This window comes from Bacteroides sp. 14(A) (assembly GCF_000526555.1).
In the GTDB taxonomy this organism is placed as follows: domain Bacteria; phylum Bacteroidota; class Bacteroidia; order Bacteroidales; family Bacteroidaceae; genus Bacteroides; species Bacteroides cellulosilyticus.
Genome location: NZ_JAGH01000002.1, coordinates 905,178 through 923,648, shown reverse-complemented (window position 1 = coordinate 923,648; position 18,471 = coordinate 905,178). Strand labels below are relative to the sequence as shown.

Sequence of the window (18,471 nt, the reverse complement as noted above, 5' to 3'; positions counted from 1 at the left end):
TTACAAGAAACAGCTCTATACTAAAATGAGAACAATAAAAAGCCGTCCCCTCCTTTCGCCACACGAAAGGAAGCAGGACGGCTTCTATATAAATAGCTTGTAAAGCTACGCTGATTACAAAACCAGAGAAAGATTACAGACCGAAAGCGGCTTTCACCTTGTCCACGTAATCCAGTTTCTCCCAAGTGAAGAGTTCCACCTCTACATCCTTGTTACCTTCGTAACGAGACTTGAAGTGCTTGGTAACAATCTGTGGCTCACGACCTAGATGGCCATAAGCGGCAGTCTCCTGATAAATCGGATTACGAAGCTTCAGGCGATCTTCAATAGCCTTCGGACGAAGATCAAAAAGTTCATCTATCTTCTTCGCAATCTCACCATCGCTCATATTTACATGGCCGCGGCCATAAGTATTGACATAGATATTGATGGGACGAGCCACACCAATAGCATAAGACACCTGCACCAGCATTTCGTCAGCCACACCGGCTGCCACCAGGTTCTTGGCAATATGACGGGCTGCATAAGCGGCACTACGGTCTACCTTACTGGGGTCCTTACCGGAGAAAGCGCCACCACCGTGAGCACCTTTACCACCGTAGGTATCTACGATAATCTTGCGTCCCGTCAGACCGGTATCTCCGTGAGGTCCGCCGATAACGAACTTTCCGGTAGGATTAACATGATAGGTGATATGGTCATTGAACAATGCAAGTACTTTCTCTGCATGAATAGAAGCAATGACACGTGGCATCAGGATATTGATGACATCCTGACGGATAGTGGCAAGCATTTCTTCATCCGCTTTCAGCTGGGCAGCTTCGCTGTCGTCGGCAGGCCGGATGAAATCATCATGCTGGGTAGAAACTACAATTGTATCGATGCGGACAGGCGTACCGTTATCATCGTATTCAATAGTTACCTGACTCTTGGCGTCCGGACGGAGATAAGTCATTTCTTTACCTTCGCGACGGATGTCGGCCAACACTTGCAAGATGCGATGTGCCAGGTCGAGCGAAAGAGGCATGTAGTTTTCTGTTTCGTTAGTAGCATAGCCGAACATCATGCCTTGGTCGCCTGCACCCTGCTCCATAGGGTCCTGACGTTCTACACCACGGTTAATGTCGGGGCTTTGCTCATGAATGGCGGACAATACACCGCACGAGTTACTTTCGAACATGTACTCGCCTTTGGTATAGCCGATTTTCTGAATTACTTCGCGCGCAATGAGTTGCAGATCAACGTACGCTTTGGTTTTCACTTCTCCAGCCAGTACCACCTGTCCGGTAGTTACCAGAGTTTCGCAAGCTACTTTCGAACTGGGGTCGTAAGCCAACAGTTTGTCAAGCACAGCGTCCGATATTTGATCGGCCACTTTGTCGGGGTGTCCTTCTGACACCGATTCGGATGTGAATAAATATCCCATACTTCTAAATTAAAGAATGAATAATTAAAGAATGAAAAGCGGGGATCTGGTGGTGAGTAGACATGCATATCCCGATGCTCGGAGCATCGTCAGAAAAGGATGTGTTTTAGCATTTTTTTCTGTGGTTGCAAGCTACTCAAATCTTTCCACATTTCATTTTCGGGTGCAAAGATAAAGGTTTTCTTATGAAATAGCATATAAACAGGAAAGCATTAACATTATATTAGCAAAAGAAGTGTACCGATATCCCATCGGCACACTTCCCATTTAGTAGTTTCAATATTGTTAACTTTAAAACTGTGCTTTATTTCAATAAGTTCCGGTAGTAACTCTCCACATCGCTCCATTTATAGAAAGGAAACTGGTCGGTCTGTACCGGAATATGTACTTCATGCTCATTATGCAGAATCTTAACCAGAATATCATCCGCACTTCCTTTTTCATTCCGGAAGAAGGCAATCTGCACATTAGCCGCCATAGGGACTACCTTAAAGTCACTCCACACTTTATACACCTCGTAAGGATCATCTACGGCAACATTACAATTCTCTATCTGCATCAATGCCACCAAAGGAATCACATTGCCATCATGCCCGAAGCGAAGGGTAGCGGCTATGCCACCTTTCTGAATAGCCTCATCGGCGCTATCCAGAATATTCCGTAACAATGATTTCGCATTGGCTACAACAATCCCTTTCCCGTCGGCATGATTTGCATTGCCCACATAAAAACGATAATTGATGCACTGCCACAAATCAAACAGCTCCTGGGGCTGAAACAGATCATAGAAGGAAACCTTCGTCTCTGCATTCTGCATATCACTCGCCACCCAGTACATACCCCACATCACTTCCTTCGGATTCACTTTCTTCAGTATGAAACGCTTGTCCTTAAATAAAGAAGCAATCAAGCGGTCGGGATTGGTGTGAACATCTTCAAACTTTCTGTATTCTTCAGCCCACGGACCGTCAGTGGAAGAAGTAAAGCGATTGGACTCGTCCGTATGGTAATTCAAGTAGTCCATATACTTATGGCTGGCTTCATAAGAAATGCGCAGATTGGGATTCAGTTCCTTCAAACGATCACCAAAAGCCACCATACTCATCGCACAACGCAGCACAACCGTAGAACGGGCAGAAATGGAAGGATTGCCCTTAAAGGCTTCGGGAAATGCGGCATACATTCTTTCTGCAATTCCACGATGCTGACGGACACCTAATGGGGTCAGATCACCTCCATGGCCTTCCGCTTCTTCCCACACCTTCAGCAAACGCTGCCGGGTATCTTCTCCCAAGTCGGAAAGTGCACCCTCACGATGTGCTTCTTCAAAAAGGTCGACCAGCCATTTATAATCACGGTCACCAATCAGATAACGGGAACCATGCCGTCCATAGTGGCTTACGTAGAATGGTTTATATCCTTTGGGAGCCCGGGTTTGCGGTGCAAAATCAAGTGGATAGGCCCAATAGACTCCACCCGTTTTCTCAATAGTAGAAAACATTTCTTCTTTGGATGTCTGCGCTCCAAGAGGAACACAGCACATCCACATCATACCACATAACAGTAATTGTTTCAGTCTCATTCTATTCTTCATTTATTGTTTATAACCGTCATTCTGATTCAACGCCGGGTTGTTGGTCAATTCGCTTTCCGGTATCGGGAACAGTTGATACTTGTCGTCCACATCTCCTCCCAGACGGATACCGTTCTTCCAGTCCCAGTTATTGCCTTTCGTATATTTACCGAAACGGATCAGGTCAGTGCGCCTGGTCAGCTCGGATGCCAGTTCTTTCTGACGCTCGCTCAGGATAAAGTTCAAAGAAAGTTCATTGAGGCCGATTTCTCCTGAAACATCCGAACGGACACCGCTCTTCGCGTATTTACCGGACATATACGCTCTGGACCGGACTTCATTGACGTAGCCTAATGCTTCCGTTTCCGTACCATTTGCGCCACGCAAGATAGCTTCGGCAGCCATCAGGTAGGCATCGGCGGTGCGGAACAACGGGAAATCAATAGAGGTATAAGCATCACCCGAAGTACAGAGCTGATCATCCTTGGTTACATTTCTCCATTTGATATAACCATAACCACAGGTAAAGGTGCTGGTCATATTCAGTTCCGAGTCCCAGGTTTCCTTCACCTGATTCGGAAGGGCGGTCATAAACTGGGCACGTTTATCTTTCTTTCCGTTACCCCAGGTATCATTGACATCAAACGCCACATCATCCGCATCAAAGGCGTCTACCAATGTCATCTTGGCACGAACATTACCCCAACCTCGCGAACCGACTCCTGTCTTATACAATTCGTCCATCGGACCATTCACGAAAGCTTTTACGTAGAAGTTTGTTCCGGCTGAACTTTGGGCACGCTGTCCGTCCTGCACCAACCCCCAGATGATCTCCTTGCAGGTTTTGTTATCCGCCAGGAAGATTTCACGATAGTCGGAAGCCAGCGGATAGTGTCCGTCTGTAATTACTTTCTTCGCATACGTATATGCCTCTTGGTATTTATTTTCATGAATCCAGGACTCGGCATTCAGATACATACGTGCCAGCAGGAACCAGTCGGCTACACGGTCAATCCGTCCGTATTCGTTTTCTCCCGGAGCTTTCAGTTCATTCTCAACAGCCAGTAATTCACTTTCCGCATATTCAAATATCTGCTTACGGGTATACTGAACCGGAATTTCCTTCACACCTGTATGTTCATCCACATAGGGCACGGAACCAAACAAATCACAAAGCATGGAATAGCAGTATGCGCGTATAAAACGTGCTTCGGCTCTGTAACCAATGTATTCGTCCTTCATTTCTTCCCAAAGTCCTCTATCCTGTAACTTCCCTTCGGTACATTCGCGCAGCAGCTCGTTACAGTAAGCAATGCTCATATAAAGCCGCTGGTAAGTCCAGGTGACAACAGAAGCATTGGAGGCATCCCATTGCAGGTTCAGGCACTTACGCAGACCGTTTGAGGAAGAAGGCATCAGGAAGTTATCCGTACTCATCTCCTGCAAGTAGAACAACAGACGCACATAACCGGAATATCCTTCATTGGCACCTTCCAAGTCGCCATTGCCGCCATCGCCACCCTGCTGTCCTGTCAGGATCAGAGATGAATAACACTTGGCCAGCACGCCTGTATAGCCGTCCTTGGTCTTATATACCTGGTCGCTCACTAACTGGTTATTATCCAGTGGCATGGTATCGAGGTCACCCAGGCACGAAGCCAGAAACGTGACCAAGAAAAGTAGATTGAATGAATAGGCAATTATCTTTTTCATATCGCATAGTTTTTTTTAATCCGTTAGAAAGTTAAATTAGCACTTAATGAGAATACTCGCGGACGGGGATATATCTCCTTGTCGATACCGCTGTAGATTTCCGGATCGATGCCCGAATAACCGGTAAAGGTAGCCACATTCTGAACACCGAAAGTCAGCCGCAAAGAGCTTGACTGATCCCACAGTTTCTTGAAAGTGTAACCCAATGAGATATTGTCAATCCGGAAGAAGTTTCCTTTCTCCAGGAAGTAGTCCGAATACAGTTGCTGGTTCTGGAAACCTGTAGCTTTGGTTCTGCTCAGGATATTCGAGAAGTTTCCCTGGTCGCTATAAACAGACTGCACATACTGGTCGGCAGCTATGTAGTTATAGACATAGTTGCCGAAAGCCCCGTGCCCGCTGATAGCGAAATCCCAGTTCTTATAGCTCAGTTGGGTATTGAAGCCCAGATAGGATTCCGGCAATGCACTCTTGTTGGTGGCATACTTTGTTTCTGTTGCCGATACGGAACCGTCCGGCTGTACATATTGGCCTTCTATCGGCTTGCCATTGTCGTCATAAGCTTGTTTTGCCAGATAGAAAGTATAAGGGCGTTCGCCTACCATGAATACCTGTACTGTTTTACCGGTGCCCGAAATGGCTCCGGTCTGTACAAAGTTGGCTTCCGAATCCACTACATTCAGTTTTGTGATCTTTGAATCGTTCCAGGTATAGTTCATGCCTACTGTCCATTTCCAGTCTTTGGTATGTACCGGCACTGCATTAATGGAAAATTCGAGTCCTTTATTATCCATTTCACCGATATTCGTGGTAATCACAGAAGAATAGTTGGTTCCCGAAATCACAGGAATCGTATTCAGCAAGTCCTTGGTGTGGCGTTGATAATAGTCCACAGAACCATAGATACGGTTATTAAGGAAGCCGTAATCCAATCCGATGTTATAAGTTTCGGTAGTCTCCCATTTAATGTCGGAGTCATAACCATTCGGACGATACGTATTATACCATTTATCTCCGAACTGATAGCAAGCTTCAGGATAGGATACTGTGAAAGTTGTCATATAAGGATAGTCGTTCAGAATATCCTGTTGTCCGGTCTGTCCGTAGCTCAGACGCAATTTCAGGTCAGACAGAATATCCGAATCTCTCAGGAAAGCTTCCTGGCTGATTTTCCACCCCAATGCCACGGAAGGGAACAATCCCCAACGATTGCCTTTTGCAAAACGGGATGAAGCATCCGAACGCAACGTAGCTGTAATCATATAGCGGTTATCATACGAATAGTTAAGACGACCGTAAAAAGAAAGCAGATAATATTCCGATTCATAATGATTGGGAGAGAAGAGTTCCTTGCCCTCCGGAGAAAAGGTAGTAGCATCAAACTTCTTCCAGAAATGCTGCCAGCCGTATCCGCCCATGGCACTGAAGTTATGCTTCTCATTGAAAACATGAGAATAGTTAGCGTATAAGTCCAGCAGATAATTCCGCTTGTTCTGCTTGGAGTCATAGACAAGACCTGTACCATCCTTCATGTTAGAGGTGTACATCATTCCCGCCAGTTCGGGCACTTCTTTCGAGTATTTACTGGTCAGGACATCGTATCCCAGGTTCATGTTCAGTTGCAAATCTTCCAAATGATGTACCTTATAGTTGAAGGATGCATTACCGATAGAGCGTGTCACTTTATTGCGGATATCCTGCAAGTCAAGCTGCGCCACCGGATTATCCGTCTGGATAGCCATCGGAGAATTACCGTTCATCCAGATAAAATATCCCAACCCCGGATCAGTAGCCGCAGTGGCACTTCCGGTCTTGACCGGACGTGTAGGATCATAGCGAAGCGCGTTATTTACGACGCTTTCATCGACTTTCTTATTATTCTCATAAGACACTTTCAGGTTCAGATCAACCGTGAGATGATTATCAAAAAACTTGGGCGAAATACCTCCGTTGAATGTAAATCTCTCGTAGTTATTGGTACGTATGACACCGTTCTGATTGGTATATCCAACCGAAAGGCGATAAGGAGCATTTTGCTTCACTTTACCCGATACAGAAAAGTTGTGTTCCTGTCCGAATGCCGTCCGATAGATTTCATCCTGCCAGTCAGTCGATGCCGTGCCTAAGGTCACAGAAGCCGGTACTCCGGATACAGTGGGAACAAACTGGCGAAATTCATCGGCAGAAAGAATATCCAGCGTTTCAGTAACTGTACTTACCGACAGGTTCGTTGAATAATTAAAGCGCAAATTGGTATCAGCCCCTTTCTTCGTAGTGATTACAATCACACCGTTCGAAGCCCGCGAACCATAAATAGCCGTAGCCGAGGCATCTTTCAACACCGTAAAGGTTTCTATATCATCGGGGTTAATACCACCAATCACATTGCCACCGCCTTCGATAGTAGAGTTATCAACCGGTACACCGTCAATCACAATCAACGGATCGTTGGAAGCGGAAAGCGAAGCACCGCTTCGGATGCGAATCGTGGCGCCTGTGCCCGGAGCACCGGAACTGGATACTACGTTTACTCCCGGTACTTTACCCACCAGGGCATCCTGAGCGGTTGTGCGCAGTCCTTTATTAAAATCATCCGGCTTAATGGCTGTTACCGAGCCTGTTGCATCCGACTTCTTTACGCTTCCGTAGCCGATGACAACCACATCTTCAAGCATCTCGCTATCTTCCGTCATCACGATCTTCATGTTGGCAGAAGCAGGCATCTCCACGTTTTTATACCCTATATAGGTAATCAGTAATGTAGCCTTAGGATTTGTGATCGAGAGAGTAAAGTTACCGTCCACATCACTGATCGTTCCGTTCGACGTTCCTTTCTCCAAAATATTAGCTCCAATAATAGGCAGATTATCCTTATCGAGGATATTGCCCTTTACAACCGTTTTCTGTGCGGCAACGCTCACACTGAAAACCAAAGCAAACAGTACCCAAACATACCGCCATCTACTTCCAAAAGTTTCCGGATTCTTCTTGTTTTTCATAATAGTTTTAAATTAGTTTATTATACGTGTAACAAAGGTATCGCGTGTCTCATACGATACGAAGCAAAAGTAATTTCAATGGTATAGCAGAACAACTACACGAAGTGGAAAAGTAAGTAAATAAAGAAGAGAACAGAAAGTAACATACTATTTATCAACATATTGACAAATAAGAGTAAAAGAGAAAAAGTAAGATCAAAGGAGATGTAAAACTACAGTTTCTGTACCTGAATTGCCAGATCCTTGCCCGGAATGATCGCTTTATTCCGCATTTTCATCCGGTAGTTGTAAACCGTTTGAAGTGAATAATGAAGGAAGTTGGCAATCTTGGAATTATCATTTATACCCAAACGTATGAGAGCATATATACGCAATTCAGGCGTCAGCAGTTCACCTTCCTTCAGCTGCACGCGCTCTTCTTCCTTCAACAGAGCATTAAACGACTCCACAAAATTAGGAAAGATGGAAAGGAATATAGTATCAAACTTACTGATGAAAAGCTTGAAATCATCGGAAGTGGAAGATTGTCCGCGGAGTGTCTTTGATATATCCGCCATAGAGCCTGTATTTGCAATCTTCAGTAATGCCTTGCGGTCGTTCTCCTGCTTATAGATATATTCGGAACATATATTGAACAGCAACCCGATATATTCTTCCTTGATATGATTTGATTCTTGAATCTGCTCATTCATCCGGGTGAGGTTCCCAGCCATTTCCTGCAAGTGCAGATTCTGTTCAGCCAGCGATTGCTTCACCTTCAGCAGTTTGGTATTCTTCTTACGGATAAAGAAGAAAGCGACAACCAGGGCTATTACCAATATCAGGAGTATCAGAAGGGAAAAGAGCACCCGATTCTCATCAGCCTTAATACGCGCATCATTAGCGGCCTGAATGATGGGGAGATATCCGGCAATGTCAATAAAGCGATAGCGGGCTTTCCCGAAGTTCACATCTTCCAGGGAACATGAAATATAATTATAAGCCCTTGCAATGTCTCCTTCCTGGAAGAGAAGTATTGCCAGATGCTGCAAAGACATATACACCTTCTTGGCATTGGCAATATCAGTCAATGAAGCCAGAATAAGATAATGCCTTGCCTGCAAAGTATCCTGTTTCCCCAAATACAATTCTGCCAGAAGATACTCCATTCTCGCTCTGTCCGAATTATCTTCTGCACTTTGCCCATAATAATCTTCCAGCAGCCGGATAGCCTCATCCCACTTTCCGGACATACTCAGCCGACCGCATTTATTGGTAACATAGCTGGAAGAGTGTGGTTCGCTAATCGCAATCAGCGTGTCTTTATAAGCCTTTATCTGCTGCCAGGCAAGTTGTTTGCCGGGATCATCTATGGCATCATTATAGCAGGATAAGTAAATGGTGTGGTATAGATAATAGAAATAAGTATCCTTTTTTACATCTTCCGTCCGTTTCACTTTGCCAAGCATAATCAACGCATTCTCATGCTTTCCCATTTTGTTCATTACATCGGCTATGTTCATCAGCCCCTGATTGATTAGCGTTTCATCCTTCAGACTTTCTGCCAGTTGCAGTCTCTCCTTTGCGATAATCATAGCCGTATCAATCCGAAATGAACGATATTTAGTGAACAGATTCCCTAATATATCAAACCTGAGTTTATCATCTTCCGCATAATCCAGCGTCCGGCGAATGTCTGCTATTTCCTTTTCCACTTTTTGCTGGTAAACCTCACGATGCTCGATCATCTTATCCAGTTTTAAAAGCAGGGCATCATCGTCCGCTTTGACCGCAGCCCACAGACCGGAACAAATAAAAAGACAAAATAAGATAGAAACAGAATATCTGGACATTAGACTACAGGTTATATACTTCAAGAGCAAAGATATAGATTTTTTCTCTATGATAATCCGTGTACTGCCTCTTTTTAGCAGATAAAAGGCAGCTTACTTCTTATTACCGATCTTTATCAAAGCCATTCCGATGGCTATCCATAATAATTCGCGTATGCGGGTAATCAGTCCCACATAAACGCCCAATGCCGGAGACATGTGCAACCCGTCCACAGCCAATGCCAAACCACCTTCGCGTGCGCCCAGCTGCATCGGAAAGAAGAATATCAGATTACTGAACAAAGAAGAGAAGGCCAGTATCAACACACAGTCCCACCCGTTAACGTCCGGTGTGAAAACGCTTAGAATAATGTATATTTCAAGACTGGAGAGTATACGTGCCGAAAGTTCCAATAGCAAAGAACTATAGAAAGTTATCTTATGCTGGCTATGCAGCAAGGCTATCTGACTATCAATCTGTTCCAGAGTATCTTTTTGCTTCACAACGAAACTATGCGCCCACTTCCTGATAAAGGGTACCTTCTGTAAGAACCGGAAAGTCTTCACCGCCATCCCATTTTTATATCCACGGGTAAAGAAATAGATAGCCAACAGACAAAATGCCCCTATTGCAGTGAGCAATATTGCCATAAAGGTATTCACAGGATACAGGAAGATATATAAGAATATGGAGAGAAACCAGAACCAAAAGTGAGAAAAGATGTGCATCATCACATATAGAATGACCGAAGACGTAGCTTTACTTACGCCTACATAGGGAGTCAGTTCCATAATCCGATACGGTTCACCGCCCATCAGTCCGCCGGGTGTAGCGTAATTTATGGCAAAACCTGTGATCGACAACTTACAGACCTTCCAGAAAGGGACGCTATATTGACGGTCGTCCCTGATTATCAGATACCATGAACAGGTATTTATCAGATAGACAAAGAACCACAACAACATGATTACAGGAAACCAAAAGCCTATGCGCTTCACGTTCTCCCAAATGTCGGAATAATCCATATCCATTGTACAAAGCATAATGACAATGGCGAGTATGCCGAAAAGCAAGAACAAGTTACGGTATTTATTCTTCATTGTAGGAAACCGGTTATTAATCAGTCAGATCACGATAGATATCCCCCAGTGTCTTTCCCAATACCGGGTGTATCACATCGGGCGCAATCTCCGCCAACGGCTCCATCACAAAGCGGCGTTCCTGCATCAGCGGATGAGGCAATTTCAGTGTAGGGGTATCCAGAATAAGATCATCATACAACAACAAATCGACATCTATCACACGGTCACTATACACACCGTTCACCGATTTATGGGTACGCCCCATCTCCTGTTCAACGGACTGGGCTATGGAAAGTATCTCCAACGGCGGAAGTGAAGTCTCCGCACAAACGGCAGCATTCAGGAAAGCATTATCAGAAATAAAACCCCACGGGGCAGTAGTATAAAAAGCGGACAGGGAAACAATCTTCCCTATCCGCTCTTCTATCTTGTGTACAGCAGTCCGGAGATTCTGCTCTTTATCTCCCAGATTAGTGCCGAGACCTATATACACTTTCGCCATCACCAGTCTATTCTATCTTAAATTCCCGTTCCCTATCCAAAGGAACAAAAAATTCTACTTTACCACATTTAGGACAGACATATAGGTCAAAGGCTTCGCGATTCTGGAATAACTCAAACAAGTTTCCCAAAACACCTGTGTTCATTCCTTCATGAAACTCATATTTTCCAGAATAAGCCATCTTGACCTGACAGCGTAAACAATCAATAGACAGGCCTCTACCATCGTTCTCTCCTGCCAGATTCATATCCAATATCTTATTATCCGGAAAGCTATAATTGCAGTTCCAGCAGATCTCAAAGCTATCTTCTACTTCTTCATGGCACTTAGGACATATTTTCACAACTGTACTTTTTACTTATCCGTAATCAACATCGCATCCCCATACGTACCGAAACGGTAACCTTCCTTCAAAGCCACATTATACGCCTCCATTACCTGATCGTAGCCACCGAAAGCGGCAACAATCATCAGCAACGTGGAAAGCGGCATATGGAAGTTGGAAATCATCGCATTGGCTACTGTAAAGTCATAGGGAGGGAAGATAAACTTGTTAGTCCATCCTTCGTATGCCTTCAGGTGACCGTCTGTACTTACGGTACTCTCAATGGCACGCATCACAGTGGTACCTACAGCGCAAACCTGTCTGTTCAGGTCTTTGGCACGATTCACAATGCCGACAGCTTCTTCGTTCACAATCATCTGTTCAGAATCTGTCTTGTGCTTCGTAAGGTCTTCCACATCAATATCACGGAAGTTACCCAAACCGGCATGTAGCGTGATATACGCAAAGTCGATACCTTTAATTTCAAGACGCTTCATCAACTCACGGCTGAAGTGCAGACTCGCAGTAGGAGCCGTCACCGCACCCTCATTACGGGCAAAGATAGATTGGAAACGCTCCGAATCTTCCGCCTCTACAGGACGGTTGATAATGCTGTGAGGCAGCGGAGTTTCGCCCAACGCATACAAAGCCTTCTTAAACTCATCGTGCGGACCGTCATAGAGGAAACGGAGCGTACGGCCACGAGACGTTGTATTGTCGATAACTTCAGCTACCATAGAGTCGTCATCACCGAAATACAGCTTATTACCGATACGGATCTTACGGGCAGGGTCTACCAACACATCCCACAGACGGAGTTCTTCATTCAACTCACGCAAAAGGAACACTTCAATACGGGCACCAGTCTTCTCCTTGTTGCCATACAAACGGGCAGGAAATACTTTCGTATCATTGAAAATGAACACATCCTTATCATCAAAGTAGTTCAAAACGTCTTTGAATTCTTTGTGCTCAATCTCACCTGTCTTTCTATGCAGCACCATAAGGCGCGACTCGTCTCTGTACTTTGTAGGGTGCAAAGCAATCTTCTCTTCCGGAAGCTTAAATTTAAATTGTGACAGTTTCATATCTATTCTTTCTTTAAGTTATTCTTCTGTTTCTATCTCTTGAGCGTCTATCCACTCTTTAAAATCCATCGGATCGAGGCAATCTTCCAGCCGGACATCACCTACACGGGTGCGTTCCAAAGCCGTAAGATGGGCGCCACTGTTCAGCGCTTCACCAATATCACGGGCCAAGGCACGGATATAAGTACCTTTACTGCATACCACACGGATCTTAATTTCCGGCAGATTACATTCCAGCAACTCTATCTCGTCAATCACCAGCAATTTCGGTTTCAACTCTACTTCTTCACCCTTACGTGCCAGGTCATAGGCGCGTTTGCCATTTACCATACAGGCCGAAAAGGCGGGGGGAACCTGTTGTATCTCGCCGATAAATGTCTTCAACGTTTCTTCCACCAACTCCCGCGTGATATGCTCAGTAGGGTAAGTGGCATCTATCTCGTGTTCCAAATCGTAAGAGGGGGTAGTGGCACCCAATTGAATGGTAGCGACATACTCCTTCGTATGATACTGGAACTCTTCTATTCTCTTCGTAGCCTTGCCCGTACAGACAATCATCACCCCTGTTGCCAAAGGATCGAGCGTACCGGCATGGCCTACTTTCAACTTCTTTACTTTCATCCGCCGGCAGATGTGATAACGCGCATGTCCCACAACCTTGAACGATGTCCATCCCAGCGGTTTATTGAAATATAATACTTCTCCTTCTTTAAACTTCATCCGTTATCCTTGCATTTGTGACAGTACGATGGTTACGATACCGGCTATTGCACAATAAACAGCGAAGTATACCAGTTTTCCTTTCTTCACAATATTAATCATCCACTTACAAGCCAGACAACCCGCCACAAAAGCTGCAATAAATCCTATCAGCAATGATAACGTTGAAATGCTTCCGGCAATGTCTTCTCCTTTCATCAACTTGATACCATCCAGCAGCCCTTCACCCAATATCGGAGGCATTACCATCAGGAAAGAGAATTGAGCCAGCTTTGCTTTATTGTCACCCAGCAACAATCCGGTTGCAATCGTGGTACCGGAACGTGAAAGTCCGGGAAGCACCGCACAAGCCTGAGCCAAACCTATAATGAACGCATCTTTCATGGAGATGTTCTCCTTCTGCTTCGGTTTATAGTAATAAGAGAATGACAGCAAAGCAGCCGTTACCAGCAACATGCAACCCACAATCAGCAGGCCTGAACCGAAAACTGCCTCCACCTCATCTTTAAAGAACACACCCACAATGCCGATAGGCACCATAGATATCAGGATATTGATTACATAACGTGTTTCATCATTCATCTGAAACTTAAACAGTCCCTTGAAAATCCATTCGATTTCTTTCCACAAGACCACCATTGTACTGAACACCGTAGCTACGTGCACTACCACCGTAAATGCCAAATTTTCCTCTCCCTGAATACCAAACAATGCCGAACCGATAGCCAAATGTCCGCTACTACTTACCGGCAAATACTCTGTCAATCCCTGGATCAAGCCCAGGATGAGCGCCTCAAACCATTCCATGTAGTTGATTTATAAATTATAATTTATGAATTATGATAGGGGACACATGCCCCTCTGCACATAGCTTTTTATTCTTTTATTCCTTCATTATTCATTTGCTTGTCACGCGGTTTGCGCAATACAGCGTATATCATGAGCAAAAAACCCACAAGACATACCACGGGAGCTACTTTAATACGTCTCGCACTAAAAATATCCGGTTCAAAGTGCGTCGGGGTAGACACCGGACCGGTCATCAGGATAAAACCGATAATCACCACCGCCATTGCAACGGCAAGCAGGATAAAGTTAGTTTTATCGAAAGCAAATTTCTCTTTACTCATCTCTTTATTTATGATTTAATTGTTTACAATTTAACTTCACTCAAAACATCTCTTATTCCTCTATTAACGTATAAGCTGTAATGTTCAATACTATATATAATAAAGCGTACTCGCCTTCATCCGCAGGAACTTATTGATGGACAGGTATGCACAGAACCACGTGATACACACTCCAAATACAAGCACCGATACGGAAACCAGCAACATAACATTGGGTGTGATAACACTGATCAGGTCAGGCTCATACACCACCAACCAATATGCCGCAGCCCACAGAACACCATCGGCAATGACAGCCGCCAACACACCGATCCAGAAGTTACGCCACAGGAACGGACGCCTGATAAAACTCCAACTTGCACCTACCAGCTTCATCGTATGAATCAGGAAGCGTTTAGAGTAAATAGTCAACCGGATGGTATTATTAATCAATGCAAAGGAAATGAAAGCCAGTAATACAGCCAATCCCAACAACATCAAACTGATATTACGGATATTCTCATTAACCATATTTATCAGGTCTTCCTGATAACGCACTTCCTGTACATTGGTATTCTTCTTTATCTCTTTTTCTATTTTGGCAATACTGTCGGTATTCGCATAATCGGAGTGCAGCTTCACTTCGATAGAAGCATGAAGAGGATTGTATCCCAGAAAATCCTGCGGATCTGTCCCCATCGCCTCAATCTGTTCACGAAGCGCCTGCTTCTTCGAAATATACTCCGTAGACCGTACGAATACTTCCTTATCCAGTCTTTTTTGTAACTTCAGAATATCCGTTTCCTTCATATCATCGCTGATGATAATAGAGAAATTGATATTCTCCTTTACATACACAGAAAGATTGTGAGCAGTCAGTACGAAAAACACCACCAATCCCAGCAGCAATAACACCAGCGTCGTACTGATGCTGGAAGTAATGAACTGCATATCAAAATAGGATACGGAATTATTCTTGCTTTTCGTCTTCATGCCTTATCATCTTACCATTTTATCATCTTACCACCTCATATCTTATTTCTGCTTCTTCCTGAATACATAAATCATCGAGCTGCTTCGCTCCTTGCTCGCCAACGTGCTGAACCACGCCAACGTACCACTGAGTATCCCCCGGAAGAAAGACATCGAATGTCCCATATACTTTTCGCTTAGCATCGACACATAGAATGCATCAAACGGCATCGGATGGCGTGCAGCCAATATAAATTCATGCTTTGCTCCCAATCTCTGAATAGTGCCGGGCGTAAAATGCCATAAATGACGGGGAACATCGTAGGCAGCCCAGTGCGCACCATATTTCTTCGCATCATACGAGGAGCAATTGGGCACGGCAATAATCAACACGCCTTTCTCCGTCAACAGGCTATTCAGTGTATCCCACGTTTCATTCAAATGTTCCAGATGTTCCATGACATGCCACAAAGTGATGACATCAAAACTTCCGGGAGCAAAATCCTGTAATGCGGTATCGGGTTTCACATCCAGACCGAAATGTTCTTTGGCAAAAGCACGCGCCTGCGCATTCTTCTCCACTGCTTCCACCTGCCAGCCCCGCCGCTTCATGGTATCGGCAAAATATCCTGTTCCCGTACCGATATCCAGCAAACGTCCTTCTTTCCGGTGTGCTTCACGAGCCACCAGACGTGCCTTGCGCCCCAACATATAACCACGCACCCAATGGTACGCCTTATTCATAAGACCCTTTTTCGTATCAGAATGGGAAATATAATCGGGAGTCTCATAATATTTGCCTATCTCAGCCTCCACAGGAAAATCTTGCGTAAAGAGAAAGTCGCAATCCTGACAGCGGCACAGATAAAATGCCTCGCTGGAAGCATAATGGTCTATGCAAGTCATAGCACGCTCTATATGCGCACTACCACATACCGGACAGACTTTTATGGTGAGTTTATTCATTGAACGTTCTGCAATAATGAAGTGCAGCCTGAACTGAACAGACCGCACTATACCCGAATTTGGTGCAAAATAACAAATAAAAAGTGACGCATCGGGCTTTCTTTAAGGAGATTTAATAAAAGAGAAGTTTAAACACTTGTTTTAAATAAAAAAAACATATATTTGTCGGTACAAGAACACTTCAATCACATACTATCATGAAAAACGCTTTACTCTCCTTACTTTTTTGCTTCTGCTGTTTTCAGCTATTCGCTGACGGACAAACTATTCTACCGAACCGGAAATTCGGCAAACCTACCATGGAAGAACTGAACATGGCTGTTTATGAACCCGACTCCAGCGCCACCGCCGTTATCCTGTGTAAGCTGACTGACATCAGTTATAAATGGGGAATAGAAAGCTTCCGGCTGGTTTCTGAGTATAAAGTAAAAATAAAGGTACTCAAACCGGAAGGAACCTCCTATGCCGATGTCATCATTCCCTACTACGAACTGCCTAATAACGCCATGAAAGAAAATATAATCGGACTGGATGCCAGCGCCTACAACCTGGAAAACGGAAAAATTGTACGTACCAAAATGAAGAAAGATGTAGTTTTCAAGGAGCGTGTGGGCGAAAGCCGGATGAACCTGAAATTCTCCATTCCGCAGGTGAAAGCCGGAACGCTGATAGAGTATGAATACCGGGTAGAGTCCGATTTCTTCTTCAGTATCGACAGTTGGAAAGCACAAAGTGATATTCCTATCTTATATACCGAATATAATGTCACCATACCCGAGTATTTCAAATTCAACATAGAGATGCACGGTGCAGAAAAGCTGGAAACCGTAAACGAAAACGCTTCCCTCAACTTATCCATCGGATCGCAATTGCTCCGATGCTCCGGGACGCATCTGAACTTCCAGGGCAACCAACTCCCCGCTCTGAAAGACGACAGTCATGTGTGGTGCGCGGATGACTACTGTACACAAGTAAACCTGGAATTGCAGGGAATTGATTTCCCCGGTTCCCTCTACAAATCGTTCACCCAAAGCTGGGAACAGATTGACGAAACATTACTGAAGGACTCGGACTTCGGTAGCAGACTGAAAATGAACAATCCGTTCAAAGAAGAAATGACTGCCCTGCATCTGGAACAAATGAAGGGAGCGGACGAAAAGATATGTGCCATCTACACGTTTCTGAAAAACAAAGTGAGATGGAATGAGAAATATGCCTTATATAGCAAATCACCCAAGCAAGTGCTGAAAGAAGGCACAGGCAGCAATGCCGACATTAACTTTATCCTTATCAGCATGCTGAAAGATGCCGGAATACCCGCCTATCCGGCAGTAATGAGCCGCCGGGATATGGGCATACTTCCTTATAGCCATCCCAGCATCCAGAAACTAAATACATTTGTCGTAGCCATCAGCCCTACAGACAGTACTCTGGTTTATCTGGACAGTTCCGTAGAAAATGGCTACCTTAATGTCCTCCCTCCTGTACTGATGACCAACCGTGCGCGTATTATCGCTCCGGACAATCACAGTCAGTGGGTCAGTCTGGAAAATGTAGGGGCAAACCTGCTGAGATCAAGCGTGAAGGCCGGAATTTCTTCTGAAGGAGTTGTTACAGGCACACGTGAAACTGTTTATATAGGTCAGTATGCCTCCCGTTTGCGTAACAAATACCGCACAGCCAAGGACAGTACCGAGTTTGCCAGCAAACTGGCTTCCGAAGAAAACATACAGGTGAAAAAACTCCAGATGGAAGGGAGAACCCACTTCTCACCGCAAGTGTATGAACTGGTAGAATTTGAAAAGCAGTACACTGTTAACGATCAGTTCATTTACGTCAATCCGCTTGTATTCCTGCATGTCTCCGAATCTCCCTTCAAACAGTCGGAACGGAAACTTCCTGTAGAATTTCCCTACACAGATCAGGTGTCCCTGACCATAAATCTGACCATTCCGGAAGGATACACAGTCGATGAAAAGCCGGAGAATCAGAGATTGCAGACAAGTGACGGACAAGTGCTTTGCCGATATATAATCACGCAACAGAATAATCAGGTCACACTCAGGTATTCTTTCCGGTTGCAGAAGCTGCTGTTCCTGCATACTGACTATCCTGAACTGCAACAATTATGGGAATTGATTGCCAAGAAGAATAATGAAATGATGGTTTTAAAAAAACTGTAAC

The 18,471-nt window shown here is 44.6% G+C and carries 15 protein-coding genes; 1 reads left to right on the top strand and 14 read right to left on the bottom strand.

The window, feature by feature from the left end; genetic code table 11:
• Positions 1–133: 133 nt before the first annotated feature.
• The 14 genes from metK to K429_RS0110980 all read right to left on the bottom strand — a co-directional run bounded on the left by metK (position 134) and on the right by K429_RS0110980 (position 16,287).
• Positions 134–1,426, bottom strand: coding sequence for a methionine adenosyltransferase (gene metK, locus K429_RS0111045; protein ID WP_026366965.1), 1,293 nt, complete (start codon positions 1,424–1,426; stop codon positions 134–136).
• 304 nt (positions 1,427–1,730) lie between these two features.
• Positions 1,731–3,008 (bottom strand): histidine-type phosphatase, encoded by a 1,278-nt coding sequence (locus K429_RS0111040; RefSeq protein WP_026366964.1) that lies wholly within the window; start codon positions 3,006–3,008, stop codon positions 1,731–1,733.
• A 12-nt stretch (positions 3,009–3,020) separates the two neighbouring features.
• The gene (locus tag K429_RS0111035) at positions 3,021–4,712 is read right to left on the bottom strand and encodes a RagB/SusD family nutrient uptake outer membrane protein (protein WP_026366963.1); all 1,692 of its coding nucleotides are present in this window, start codon (positions 4,710–4,712) and stop codon (positions 3,021–3,023) included.
• Positions 4,713–4,735: 23 nt separating this feature from the next.
• Entirely contained in the window at positions 4,736–7,711 is a 2,976-nt protein-coding gene (locus tag K429_RS0111030) for a TonB-dependent receptor (RefSeq protein ID WP_026366962.1), read from the bottom strand.
• 212 nt (positions 7,712–7,923) lie between these two features.
• Complete coding sequence (locus tag K429_RS0111025; protein WP_026366961.1) at positions 7,924–9,543, bottom strand: DUF6377 domain-containing protein; 1,620 nt, start codon at positions 9,541–9,543, stop codon at positions 7,924–7,926.
• A gap of 93 nt (positions 9,544–9,636) precedes the next feature.
• Positions 9,637–10,623, bottom strand: a complete 987-nt coding sequence (locus K429_RS0111020; protein ID WP_026366960.1) for a lysylphosphatidylglycerol synthase transmembrane domain-containing protein — start codon at positions 10,621–10,623, stop codon at positions 9,637–9,639.
• A 16-nt stretch (positions 10,624–10,639) separates the two neighbouring features.
• On the bottom strand, positions 10,640–11,107 hold the full coding sequence (gene folK / locus K429_RS0111015) for a 2-amino-4-hydroxy-6-hydroxymethyldihydropteridine diphosphokinase (RefSeq protein WP_026366959.1): 468 nt from the start codon (positions 11,105–11,107) through the stop codon (positions 10,640–10,642).
• Between the two features lie 7 nt (positions 11,108–11,114).
• On the bottom strand, positions 11,115–11,450 hold the full coding sequence (locus K429_RS0111010; protein ID WP_026366958.1) for a hypothetical protein: 336 nt from the start codon (positions 11,448–11,450) through the stop codon (positions 11,115–11,117).
• An 11-nt stretch (positions 11,451–11,461) separates the two neighbouring features.
• Complete coding sequence (gene queA, locus K429_RS0111005) at positions 11,462–12,520, bottom strand: tRNA preQ1(34) S-adenosylmethionine ribosyltransferase-isomerase QueA (protein WP_007211486.1); 1,059 nt, start codon at positions 12,518–12,520, stop codon at positions 11,462–11,464.
• Positions 12,521–12,538: 18 nt separating this feature from the next.
• Positions 12,539–13,240 (bottom strand): tRNA pseudouridine(55) synthase TruB, encoded by a 702-nt coding sequence (gene truB, locus K429_RS0111000; RefSeq protein WP_007211485.1) that lies wholly within the window; start codon positions 13,238–13,240, stop codon positions 12,539–12,541.
• A gap of 3 nt (positions 13,241–13,243) precedes the next feature.
• On the bottom strand, positions 13,244–14,047 hold the full coding sequence (locus K429_RS0110995) for an undecaprenyl-diphosphate phosphatase (RefSeq protein ID WP_007211484.1): 804 nt from the start codon (positions 14,045–14,047) through the stop codon (positions 13,244–13,246).
• Positions 14,048–14,115: 68 nt separating this feature from the next.
• On the bottom strand, positions 14,116–14,370 hold the full coding sequence (locus K429_RS0110990; protein WP_007211483.1) for a DUF3098 domain-containing protein: 255 nt from the start codon (positions 14,368–14,370) through the stop codon (positions 14,116–14,118).
• Positions 14,371–14,460: 90 nt separating this feature from the next.
• Positions 14,461–15,342: an ABC transporter permease gene (locus K429_RS0110985; protein ID WP_007216444.1), complete on the bottom strand. Its 882-nt coding sequence runs from the start codon at positions 15,340–15,342 to the stop codon at positions 14,461–14,463.
• Between the two features lie 42 nt (positions 15,343–15,384).
• Entirely contained in the window at positions 15,385–16,287 is a 903-nt protein-coding gene (locus K429_RS0110980; RefSeq protein WP_007211481.1) for a bifunctional 2-polyprenyl-6-hydroxyphenol methylase/3-demethylubiquinol 3-O-methyltransferase UbiG, read from the bottom strand.
• 197 nt (positions 16,288–16,484) lie between these two features.
• Here K429_RS0110980 and K429_RS0110975 point away from each other — a divergent pair, with 197 nt between their 5' ends.
• Positions 16,485–18,470, top strand: a complete 1,986-nt coding sequence (locus K429_RS0110975; RefSeq protein ID WP_026366957.1) for a DUF3858 domain-containing protein — start codon at positions 16,485–16,487, stop codon at positions 18,468–18,470.
• Position 18,471: the final 1 nt, after the last annotated feature.